Origin of the sequence: Thalassotalea castellviae, from assembly GCF_031846185.1 — a bacterium.
GTDB lineage: Bacteria > Pseudomonadota > Gammaproteobacteria > Enterobacterales > Alteromonadaceae > Thalassotalea_H > Thalassotalea_H castellviae.
On the sequence record NZ_JAVRIF010000012.1, the window covers coordinates 1 to 12,277 of the forward strand.

Annotated in this window: 7 protein-coding genes; 3 read left to right on the plus strand and 4 right to left on the minus strand. The window is 36.7% G+C overall.

Going from position 1 to position 12,277, the window contains the following annotated elements; genetic code table 11:
- The first annotated feature begins 947 nt into the window (after positions 1-947).
- Positions 948-1,910: an integron integrase gene (locus RM573_RS16285; RefSeq protein WP_311584487.1), complete on the plus strand. Its 963-nt coding sequence runs from the start codon at positions 948-950 to the stop codon at positions 1,908-1,910.
- Between the two features lie 59 nt (positions 1,911-1,969).
- On the opposite strand, the gene RM573_RS16290 is transcribed toward RM573_RS16285, so the two are convergent.
- The 3 genes from RM573_RS16290 to RM573_RS16300 all read right to left on the minus strand — a co-directional run bounded on the left by RM573_RS16290 (position 1,970) and on the right by RM573_RS16300 (position 7,813).
- Positions 1,970-3,826: a DUF885 domain-containing protein gene (locus RM573_RS16290; RefSeq protein ID WP_311584490.1), complete on the minus strand. Its 1,857-nt coding sequence runs from the start codon at positions 3,824-3,826 to the stop codon at positions 1,970-1,972.
- A 177-nt stretch (positions 3,827-4,003) separates the two neighbouring features.
- Entirely contained in the window at positions 4,004-5,182 is a 1,179-nt protein-coding gene (locus tag RM573_RS16295; RefSeq protein ID WP_311584725.1) for a cystathionine beta-lyase, read from the minus strand.
- A gap of 153 nt (positions 5,183-5,335) precedes the next feature.
- Positions 5,336-7,813: a DNA polymerase II gene (locus RM573_RS16300; protein ID WP_311584493.1), complete on the minus strand. Its 2,478-nt coding sequence runs from the start codon at positions 7,811-7,813 to the stop codon at positions 5,336-5,338.
- A 101-nt stretch (positions 7,814-7,914) separates the two neighbouring features.
- On the opposite strand from RM573_RS16300, the gene dinG reads away from it, so the two are divergent.
- On the plus strand, positions 7,915-10,023 hold the full coding sequence (dinG, locus tag RM573_RS16305) for an ATP-dependent DNA helicase DinG (RefSeq protein ID WP_311584496.1): 2,109 nt from the start codon (positions 7,915-7,917) through the stop codon (positions 10,021-10,023).
- Positions 10,024-10,088: 65 nt separating this feature from the next.
- On the opposite strand, the gene RM573_RS16310 is transcribed toward dinG, so the two are convergent.
- The gene (locus tag RM573_RS16310) at positions 10,089-11,117 is read right to left on the minus strand and encodes an MBL fold metallo-hydrolase (protein WP_311584499.1); all 1,029 of its coding nucleotides are present in this window, start codon (positions 11,115-11,117) and stop codon (positions 10,089-10,091) included.
- A 211-nt stretch (positions 11,118-11,328) separates the two neighbouring features.
- On the opposite strand from RM573_RS16310, the gene ttcA reads away from it, so the two are divergent.
- Complete coding sequence (ttcA, locus tag RM573_RS16315) at positions 11,329-12,273, plus strand: tRNA 2-thiocytidine(32) synthetase TtcA (protein WP_311584502.1); 945 nt, start codon at positions 11,329-11,331, stop codon at positions 12,271-12,273.
- Positions 12,274-12,277: the final 4 nt, after the last annotated feature.

A 12,277-nucleotide genomic window follows, 5' to 3' on the forward strand; every position in this document is an offset into this window, starting at 1 on the left:
ATGGCTAGCAACTCACATAACTTTTCCAGCCTTTACCCACCGCAACGTAAACCTAAATGCGAATATTACAGAATTTACAGATTAACTTGCCGAAGCATTACAATGTAAAAACCTAAAATACACCCGAAGAATTCACTAACAAGTTTCAATTAAAAACACAAAAACCTGAGAAATTTTTAGTCGAATTAGTTGCGGTATATAACGCCCTAATAATGGGCAAAAAATTGTTGGCTAAAATGTTGAGGAACGAAAACAGCCAACTGTTTTTTGTCCTTATTTATTATCTTGTTAGGTTACTTTTACATATAACCAATTAGATGGCTTTATGAAACACATGAATGCACACTTCCACCCCAAATAGCTAGCACCACACGTTAGCTCAGTATTACCTAAAGCTTCAATATTAAATTGATACTCTTTAGATTTACACCAATCTATTTTAAGTAAAAGAGTATGGCTACCCGGCGACAATTCAATATGCTTTGTTTCTCCCGATTCGATTCCATCATACTTTCGACCATCTATGAATATTTTATAATTTCTTAAATAGTTGGTTGTTTCAATTCCACGTATTAAAGTTAAACAACTTTTTGGTCGAGTGTTGTCTACTACGACTCTAGATTTGTGATTCTTAATTTTCTTATTGTAATAAACTCCCGAGATAACCCAGAAGCTGATTAATAAAAGAAAAGGAATCCATGCTATAAAAATATCGACGATCAATGTAGTAACCTAACAGTTTAATAGCAGGAATAATTCATATCTATTACATGAAATTCCATTACTACTATAAATAAATTTAATTTAGATAAATATAACCTAACTGATTATTTTTTAGAATATATTTAATTTTTAACTGTCAATATAGCACATTAAATTATCTTCATATTCGTAAAAAACGAGAATCAAACCTACACTGTATAAAAACACAGCAAGGAAGCTAGAAAATGTCATCACCTTTTTTACAAATGATCGAAGATAAAATGCGTTTAAAAAGATACGCGAAACGAACAATCCAAACATACGTTTACTGGATAAAAGGCTATATAATTTTCATTGGTAAAAAACATCCTGCCACTTGTCACAATACTGAAGTCGAAAAGTATTTATCATATTTAACAAATTCGCTAAATCTGGCACCTAGAACACAAGGAATTGCGTTAAATGCATTAGTTTTTCTCTATCTTCACATATTAAATAATCCTTTATCATTAGAGCTAAACTTTAATAAAAGCAAACTGAGCAATAAGTTACCTGTTGTTTTAACACCAACTGAAGTCAAGTTGCTGTTAGCTGAAATAAATGCGAATTATATTTTGCCTTGTCAACTCATGTATGGAAGCGGTCTACGGCTTATGGAAGCTACTCGATTAAGGATACAAGATATCGATTTTAAGTATTTTTGTATCAATATATGGCAAAGCAAAGGAAATAAAAGCCGTCGGGTAACTTTAGCAAAAGAATTAATTCCTGCGTTAAAACAACAAATTGCGCATGCTACGTCTTATTTTGAAGCGGATAAGCGTAATAAACATTATCAAGGCGTTTATTTACCGTTCGCATTAGCAAAAAAATATCCGTCTGCGCCGTTCGAGTTGGGCTGGCATTATTTATTCCCTGCTAAACGACTCAGTATAGATCCTGAAGTTCAAGCTTTAAGACGCCATCATATAAACGAAACTAGCGTGCGAAAAGCCGTTAAAACAGCAAGCAATACCCTGTCGTTTAATAAACATGTAACCTGTCATACCTTCAGACATTCATTTGCCACTCATTTATTACAACGAGGTGCAGACATTAGAACAGTTCAAGAACAATTAGGTCATACCGATGTCAGAACAACTCAAATTTATACGCATGTGATTGAACAAGGGGCTAATGGTGTCAGAAGTCCGTTATCAGACTTATAAAAAAGCCGTTCAATATGAACGGCTATAATTAATTTTAACGATTTAAGCTTTAAAATGACTTAACTTTTCGATGCAATATATTCAGCAACAAAGTCTTCAAGTACGTTTAACGGTACCGGACCATTTTTCAAGATAATGTCATGATATTCACGTATATCAAATTTTTCACCTAATGCTGTTTTTGCTTTTTCACGTAATTCAACAATTTTAAGCATACCAATTTTATAGGCAGTTGCTTGCGATGGCATGACTACATGACGTTCAACCATTTTAACGGCATCTGATTTTGCGTTAGGCGTATTATTTACATAATATTCAATACCTTGTTCACGCGTCCATTTTTTAGTGTGGATACCCGTATCTACCACTAATCGACATGCACGCCATAATTCCATCGCTAAACGACCAAAATCTGAGTATGGGTCTTGATATAAACCAATTTCTTTCGGGATCATCTCACTATAAAGACCCCAACCTTCTGTATGAGCGGTATAGCCACCGTATTTTCTAAACATAGGTAGGCCTTCTAGCTCTTGCTTTATTGCCATCTGCATATGATGGCCCGGAATTCCTTCGTGATAAGCAAGTGCTGCCATTTGATAGGTAGGCATTGCTTCCATGTCATACAAATTAGCATAGTAGATACCCGGACGAGATCCGTCTGGCGCTGGTGATTGATAAAACGCTTTACCCGCAGACTTTTCTCTAAACGCTTCAACGGCTTTAACTTTTAGTTCAGCTTTCGGCTTAGTTAAAAATAAGCTATCTAAACGCCCTTTCATGTCGTCAATTAACGCAACAGCTTCACTTAAATAACGTGCTTTGCCAGCTTCGTCACCTGCATAGTAAAACTGTTTATCACTACGCATAAATTCCATAAAGGCTTTTAAATCACCTTCAAAACCAACTTTATCTTTAATTACACGCATTTCATCATGAATACGGCTGACTTCACTCAAACCAATTTCATGAATTTCATTCGCGGTTAAATCTGTTGTGGTGGTGCGTTTTAGAGCGTTGTTGAAAAACGCTTCGCCTTCAGGGAATTTCCAAGCACCATCTCTATCATCAGCTTTTGATTCTAGGTGATTTAAATAAGTAATGAGATCTTCATATCCAGGCTTTAAATGTGTTGTTAAAGCCGTTTCTACTGCTTTAATTAAGGCTGATTTTTTCTCTTCGTCAATCTCTAGCTTAGTCACTTTACGGGTAAAGTCAGCAAGTACGGTGCTTGCTTCTCCATTTTCAAAGGGAGCACCAGTTATAATGTTATTTGAATCACGAATCACATGTTCAAAAACAAACTTAGGCGCAATAATGCCTCGCTCTTCACGAAGTTTTAAGTTATCAACTAATTGTTTCAATAACGTTTTTGTGCCTTTTACCCGTGAGATATAATCTTGTGCTTCTTTTTCATTGGCAATTGAATGTTGATTGATCAAAAAAGCAGGAATTTGAGAGTGAAGACCAAACATTTGATTAACAGGGTAACTATGAAAACGCCATTTATGATCAGCAATGCTATTTTCTAGTTTTTGTACATATAAGGTATGACTAATTTTAGTTTGTGCGTCTAATTTGCTTACATCTATGGCTTTAATTGTTGCCAGATCCTTTTTAGTGATGGCAAGTTCTTTTAACGTGTTTTCTTCTGAAATATCATTCCACTTGTCGTAATCATCCTTTATGCCTAAATAAGTTTGAAACATAGGATTGCGCATCACACCAGCTTTATATAATTCGTCGAATAATTTATTGGCTTGTGCAGAAGCGTCTAAGTTTGTTTCAGCAACAGACGTTTCAACTTTTGATGCACTTTGTGCAGAATTCTCTTTGGCAGTTTCTTGACTATCATTACACGCGGTTAACATCAAAGCGGATGAAACAGCAACGGCTAATACTGATTTTTTTATCATAGGATCTATTTATTGTTATCAAAGAAGGATTTCATTTTTCCCACAATGACAAGGTAAGCGCAACCTTTTCGGGATTAATTGGCAGAAAATTAAGATAAAAGTAGTAAAGAATGTTGAACGAAGGTGCCACTTAGCACCTTACGTATGTAAATCAGTAGAATTGATGAGCAGTTAAGATTATGCGTCTAATACCGCGTTTAATCGTGCAAAACCTTGGCTGAGATCGTCAATTAAGTCATCAACATTTTCTAAACCTATATGTAAACGAATCAAAGGCTGTTCGTAAGGCCATTGGGTAGCCGTTCGGAGTCTACCAACGTTAGTATTCGCGAGAATTAAACTTTCAAATCCTCCCCATGAATAACCCATTTTAAAATGATGCATACCGTCTAACAGTGCATTTACCGAGGCTTGATTTCCCCGTGTTAATACAAAAGAAAATAAACCATTACCGCCGGTAAAATCACGTTTAAAAACCTCATGGCCTGGACAGCTTTCAAACGCAGGATGCAATATCACATCAACTTCGTCTCGAGTAGCAAGCCAGTTCGCTACTTTTAAAGCATTGTCTTGGTGCTGTTTTAATCTCACACCTAAAGTACGAATACCGCGCATCGCCAAATATAAGTCATCAGGAGAAGTACATTGTCCCATTAAATAACTGTTTTCACGCAGTTGCTCCCAATGTTCTTCTGTAGCGATAGCGGTACCCAGCATGACATCAGAATGGCCGACAATATATTTAGTTGCAGCTTGAATGGAAATATCAACACCAAAATCAAATGGCTGAAAATTTACCCCTGCCGACCAGGTATTATCAAGCATGACAATACAATTATGTTGATGAGCCACTTTTGCAATGGCAGGTACGTCTTGCACTTCCATGGTGATAGAACCCGGTGATTCTAAAAATATCACAGAGGTATTTTTTTGAATTAACGATTCAATGTCTGCACCGATTAACGGATCGTAATACGTGGTTTCAACGCCAATATTTTTGAGTATTTTGTCGCAGAAATCTCGCGTTGGTTCATAGGCGGTGTCTACCATTAAGATATGATCACCCGTTTTTACAAAGGATAAAATGGCATTGGTAATAGCAGCAGTGCCTGACGGGTAAATAGCACAACCTGCTCCGCCTTCTAATTCGGTCATCGCATCACTAAAAGCAAAAGAGGTTGATGTTCCGCGACGGCCATAAAAGAGTACTTGATTACCGCGATTAACAGTGGCATGTTTCATTTGTTTAACAGAGTCAAAAACAACTGTTGAAGCACGTTCTACCGGTGGGTTAACTACGCCTCGCGTCCATTTAGATTGTCGACCGGCATTTACAAACTTTGTCTCTTTTTTCATCACATGGGTACTCTTTTTAAGCAGAATATCACTAATTAACAGCAAATTGGTCATGACAAACCACAACCATCTAGCCATCTAAATAGCTATTTATTTTAATGTTATAACGTGAATAGTTATCAGTTGCACGATATTTTTTATAACGATATTTTATTAATTAAATAAATTCATCTGAGCATCGGTAATTTCAGAAAAACTTGTACCGATAAACGGCAAAATAGCATCGGCGACAGTGGCAAGTTGTTTATCTACGTATACTTGATAATCCAGCGGTGCACTAACATAACCTTTTGCTTGCGGACCAACCGTAGTTAAGTAGTACTCTATCCAACCTTTGTTTTGAAATTTTAAAGGTTTATTAGCTTTATTATTTATTTCATCAGCTAATCGAGCGGCTTTAATATGCGGTGGCACGTTTTTCACGTATTGATCTAATTTTCGACGGATGCGTTTACGATAAATAAGTAAGTCATCCATTTCACCATTTTTGGTTTTATTAACAAAATCAATAATATAATTTGTTACTTCTTCGCCATTAAAAACTTTCAAATAAAGCTCTCGTTGAAATTTTTTCGCAAGTTCCGTCCAGTCAGTTCGAACACTTTCCAGACCTTTAAATATTAGCGCTTGTTGGCCATTTTTAATGACTATTCCCGCATAACGTTTTTTTGTTCCTACCTCTAGCCCTCTAATAGTCGGCATAAAGAATTGCGTAAAATGAGTCTCAAATTCAATTTCTAACTGGCTTTCAATATCAAAGTCAGCTTTAAGTTTTGCTTGCCATTTATCATTAATAAAATGTTGTAATACCTCACCTAAACTTTTGCATTCGTCTGGTGTTTTATCGTTGCCAACATGAACGAAAATAGAATCTGTATCGCCATAAATCACTTTATAGCCTTTATCTTCTATCCAGCTTTTAGTAACTTTTAATAACTCATGGCTTCTTTTGGTAATTGAGCCTGATAAACGAGGATCAAAAAATCGGCAAACTGTAGAGCCTAAAATGCCATAGAATGAATTCATAATAATTTTTATCGCTTGGGACAATGCGGCGTTTTGCTCTTTTTTCGCTTTATCACGCTCAAGCCATAATTGGTTAATAATATCGGGGAGAAAATGTTTATCTCTTGAAAACAACGCTCCGTCAAAGCCTTCAATAGCATTGTCAGGATCGTTTAATCCTTCGATCATCCCCATAGGGTCGATATTAAACGAGCGAATTATACTGGGGTACAAGCTTTTAAAATCAAGCACTAAAACATTTTTGTATAAACCGGGGATCGAGTCCATCACATAGCCGCCGGGCGAAACGAGTCCTTGTAAACCATCTCCCATGTTAGGGGCAACATAACCAGCACGGTGTAATTTAGGTAAATATAAATTAGTAAATGCCGCTACTGAGCCGCCTATTCTATCCACGGTTAAACCTGTTAATTGTGCCCGTAGCATGGCAAAGTCGAGTAATTGAGTTTTATTAAAAATCAAGGTGACTAATCGGCAATCTTCTAGGTTATATGCCGCTAACGCTAGCTTATCATGATGAAAATTATCGGTAATTTCTTTGATGCGATTATCAACATCGTCGACTTTTTTCGCTAAGCCTAATAATTCTCGTGCAACGTAATCTAAGGAAAAGCTTGGAAAATTGTATGTAGCGGTTTTTAATAAGTCGATTCCATCTAGAATGATCCTACCATTTACGTCGATAAATTGTTGTTCACTGTTTTGATTTTTACGCCAACGTGGCGCTCGACCATCACGGCCGATCGTAAAGTTTATGCCATACAAATCACATCGTTTTTGTAACAAAGCAAAATCAAACTGAATAACATTCCAACCAATAAAAACATCAGGATCATTGACTTCAATCCACTCAATCAAAGTTTTCAGCAAAGTTTGTTCATCACTTAGCCAAACAATATTCGTCTCAATATCAGAGGCTTGCTTGTCGTTTAGCTTTTTTGACTTAGCAAAAGTATTTGGGGAGCCGATCATCAATACTTTTTTTAACGGTTGATTGTTTAAGTTTTCCGAGTAAAGACCAATAGAGTACAACTCTCCTTTCATCGAGCACTCTATATCAAGGGAAACCATAGATAAGCGAATGGCGTCAAGTGTTTGTTCAGCCGGTATTGCCCGAGATTTATGAACAAGATGAACAGGAAAGCGACTTTTTCGTTGCCCAGCGGTTAACGATTGCTGATCAGCTAAGGTAAAATGTGCGCTGGCGGTAATAAATCGCTCCATTAAGTAGCGATCTTCTGGACGAAAATCGTCTTCATAACATTTTACATCGTGCGTTTTGAGTATCTCTCGCGCACGATAGAATTCTCTCATCGTAGAAAAATAAACAGCGACCACAGGCACTTGCCCAAAGGTTTTAAGCGGAACAGGTTTTATATTTTCGACAATAACGTTATTGTCATTTAACAAATTGCTGGCTTTGCTTTGTTGCCCAGCTTCGACAAAAAATACCGCTTTTTCATGCTTAACCAGAAAATTTCTTACACCATTGTGACTTTTTAACCAGAAAGACAACTCGATACCTTGTTTAGTATCATAGGCTTGGCGCGTTAAAATAAAGCCACTTAAATGAGCAGCGGGTGTGTTTATCGAAGAAATTGTCATGAAAAGGTTCTATTAGTGCCTAATAACCTGTTATTATATACAGCATTGTATGATAAAAATTACTTTATGGATAGTTGGCCAGCGCCTACAACATACTACTTATGTTAACAGATAAGATAAAACAAATAATACGCACGGCTTACAAAACCATTGGGGAAAACCTAGCTAATTTTAATCCTAGAAAACAACAAACGTTTTTAATTGCAGAAATTGCTAAAACCCTAGCGGGTGATTACGATAAATCTCGAAAAATCATTACCATTGAAGCAGGAACCGGCACGGGTAAATCACTTGCCTATTCGTTAGGTGCTATTCCATTAGCTTTATCTCGGCAAAAAACCGTTTGTATTTCCACCGCAACGGTTGCACTGCAAGAGCAATTAGTTGATAAAGATTTGCCTTTTTTAAAAGAGCATTCAGGATTAAATTTTAATTTTAGTTTAGTCAAAGGGCGACAACGCTACGTATGCCAACAAAAATTAGCAGCGGCAGTTAGCCAACATGACAACCCTCAAGCTGGCTTTACCTTTGCCCAAAAACCTAGTGCTATGGATATCAAGTTATTAAGTAATTTACATAACGCACTGAAAAATAACCAATGGCAAGGTGATATTGATTCTTGGGCAGACCCAATCCCTCACTATATTTGGCAACAAATACAATCAGACAAACATAGCTGTTTAAAAACTTTAGCAGAGCATGCACATTGCCCTTTTCATAAAGCAAGAGAAGCGATGGAAACTTGTGAAGTTTTGGTGATAAATCATAGTTTATTACTCGCGGATCTTGAAATTGGTGGTGGCAGAATATTGCCCGCACCAGAAGACGTTTTTTATATTATTGATGAAGCTCATCACTTACCCAAGGTAACGCGTGACCATTCAAGTGCAAGTGTAACTTTAAAGGGATCCCTTGACTGGCTTGAAAAGTTAAAAGAATTATCTGCAAAACTGTCTAAGTTGATAAAATCACAATCAGTGATCAGTCCATCGATAAAACTTAGCGATGATTGCCAAGACTTAATCGGTGAATTGAATAAAGTAGTAAGCTTTATTGATAATAATCAAGCGTTATATTTTGCGGAACAAGTGGACAAAAATAATCGTTTTGCAAGAGAAGATGACAACAGTATTTACCGATTTGAAAATGGCATAATCCCAAAAAACTTAAAAAATTGGGCGGAAGATTTAACCGAACTCAGTAAAAAATGTCTCACTCAAAGTAATAAGCTTTATAACCTGTTAATGGAGTCGGTCAAAGACGGTGATGTACAAATGTATTTAGCCGAGCCAGCTTTAGCTGAATGCGGTTTTATGATCCAACGCTTAGAAAACTTTCATGCTTTGTGGGCCATGTATGCAGTGTCGGATTACGAAAAAGGGGCGCCGATGGCTCGCTGGATGGAAAAAATCAGCTCAAAACGCCAAGACATTTTATTATCGGCATCTCCTATTGAAGTAGGTTTTACCCTAGAAGATAACTTATGGAGTAAGTGTGAAGGTGCCGTGTTATGCTCTGCCACCATTTTAGCGCTAAATTCATTCGACCATTTTCGCCGACAAGTAGGTTTACAAACCAACGACGGCACACAATATCAAAAAGTAGACTCGCCTTTTGATTATCAAAATAACGCTAAACTGCTGGTTCACCCAATGCAAAATGAACCAAGTGCTCATGAATTTACAGATGAATTAATTAAAGAATTACCTGCCATTATCAAGCAAGACAAAGCAACTTTAGTATTGTTTTCTTCTTATTGGCAGATGGAGCAAGTTGCAAAATCATTGAGAGAAGATCACAAACTTAGCATTCAAGTACAAGGTGAGCAGTCTCGCCAACATATTATCGAACAGCATAAAAAGTTATGTGATGACGACAAAGACAGTATAATTTTTGGTACACAAAGTTTTTCTGAAGGTTTAGATTTACCTGGCAAATATTTAACCAATTTAATCATTACTAAGTTACCTTTTTCCGTACCAACCTCGCCTGTAGAACAAGCTCAAGCTGAATATATAACCACTAAAGGCGGTAACCCATTTATGTCAATTTCGGTACCAGAAACGTCAAAAAAATTAGTTCAGGCCACAGGACGTTTACTGCGAAATGAGCAAGACACTGGCACAATCACCATTATGGACACCCGATTAGTGTCTAAACGTTACGGTAAAGACTTGCTTAACTCTTTACCGCCCTATCGACGTAGTTAATTTTTATTATCAGTTTGATTAAAAAGTGCCAATTATACACGCTTAGCCATGTTGCATTGATAGCTCTACTTATCTGGAGTTTGTGAGTGTAACGGCTTAATGTTTCCGGGTATCGAAAAATATTCGCGTCCTGATTGTTGTAATTGCTTTGGCACAGCCATAGGCACATGAACACCAATATTCGTTTTTGCGCCGATAATATTATCCAAAATATCACGCCCCTCAGCTGAGTATAAAAACCAATAGGGAGGAAAATTTACCTCCGTTATTTTTTTTCGCCAAAAGCTTCGGTAGGGTAAATAATGATCATCATCAGGATCAGCATCCCCCATATGCATCACGGTCGTGTATTGACTAGCAGTATCATCAATAGCATGATTTACCGTCACTCGAAAAACGATATTTTCAACCTCTGCCCTGCTCGGCCAGCCGGCGTGTGGGATCCTAACGGCATCAATTAGAAACTCACCAATTTTTTGCTGCCATGGTTGATCGCCAATATTTAAATTAACTGAGATAAGCCTTTCGTGACTAATAGTTTTATTCAGTTTTTTTAACTGGGTGTTGATCTTATCAATTGCTTGTTTGGGGCCAACGAGTTTAGTGTTTGTAAAACGTAATAAATAACTAACAACTTCATCGACGGCAAAGTGATCGCGATGTGCATGGCTAATTAAAATCAAATTGATCGCATTAAACGGGGCTGTACCGCTAAAAATATCCCTTTTTAACGTGTCTGGCACCAATTGATATATTCGAATATTGTCATGAAAAAACGGATCAAATAACAGCTTACTGTTTGCAATATGGACAAATAACGCTTCATTGCCTAAATACTTAACATAAGATTGAAATGTTAATTTTGAAGCGAATACTTGCGATGATTTTCCCTGACTATGTGACGCGTTGTGAGTGGTAGAAACCTGCCCTTTAGTATGAAAATTATGTGCGTATACCTTAAATGCTGATGACATATACAATAGTGATAACATAAAATAGATGATAAAAAAGCGCGATCCAACCAAGGTTAATCGATGGCCATTTTTATTTTCCGTCGGATTTTTTAACAAACGCGTCATAAGTTGTGTAGTCATATTAGCTCTTTAACGATTCAAAAAATTTTAATGAAAATGACCTTTACTGACCATCAAATTTTACCGTTAATGATCACAGTAAATTCTTAACAAGTTTATTCTGCCGTAAACACGCGTGAAAGTAATGTAGATTTGTTACCTTCTTGGTTATAATACGCGCCGAACGTCTACGTTCCTGAGTTTATACGGTAATTTTACATCTGAGAATATTATGTCTACAAATCTTGCACCTTCAACGTCTTTAACCCCTCAACAGAAAAGTCAGTTAGCAAAATTAGAAAAGCGCTTACGTCGTCATGTTGGTCAAGCCATTGCTCAATACAATATGATTGAAGATGGGGATCGTATTATGGTGTGTTTGTCCGGAGGCAAAGACAGCTACGCGATGTTATCAATATTGATGATTTTAAAAGAATCCGCACCTATCAACTTTGAATTAATTGCAGTCAATTTAGATCAAAAACAACCGGGGTTTCCTGAGCATGTTTTACCTAATTACTTAACGTCATTGGGCGTTGAATATAAAATTATTGAAGAAGATACCTACGCAATTGTTAAAGACAAAATTCCTGAAGGTAAAACCACCTGTAGTTTATGCTCACGTTTACGTCGCGCCGTTTTGTACAAAGCAGCTAAAGCCCTAGGAGCAACGAAGATAGCTTTAGGCCATCATCGAGACGATATGATTGAAACTATGATGTTAAATATGTTCTATGGTGGAAAATTAAAGTCAATGCCTGCAAAATTAGTTTCAGATAATGGCGAACATGTAGTAATTCGACCATTAGCCTTTTGTAAAGAAAGTGAATTAATACAGTACGCCCAATTAAAAGCATTCCCAATCATTCCTTGTAATTTATGTGGCTCACAACCTAACTTACAAAGGCAAAATATTAAAAAGATGCTCAATGACTGGCACGAAAATTTTCCAGGTAGAATTGAGTCTATGTTCACCGCAATGCAAAATATTGTGCCTTCGCATTTATGTGACAGTGAACTTTTTGACTTTAAATCAATTAACGCCCACTCGGGTATTATCAATGGCGGGGATACTGCTTTTGATCAAGAAACACACTTTTCTTCAACAAGTAATGATACTTCAGCTGCTATCAATGTTGATCAAGCCAATGTTTTAAACATCACTGAAATCAAATAACAAT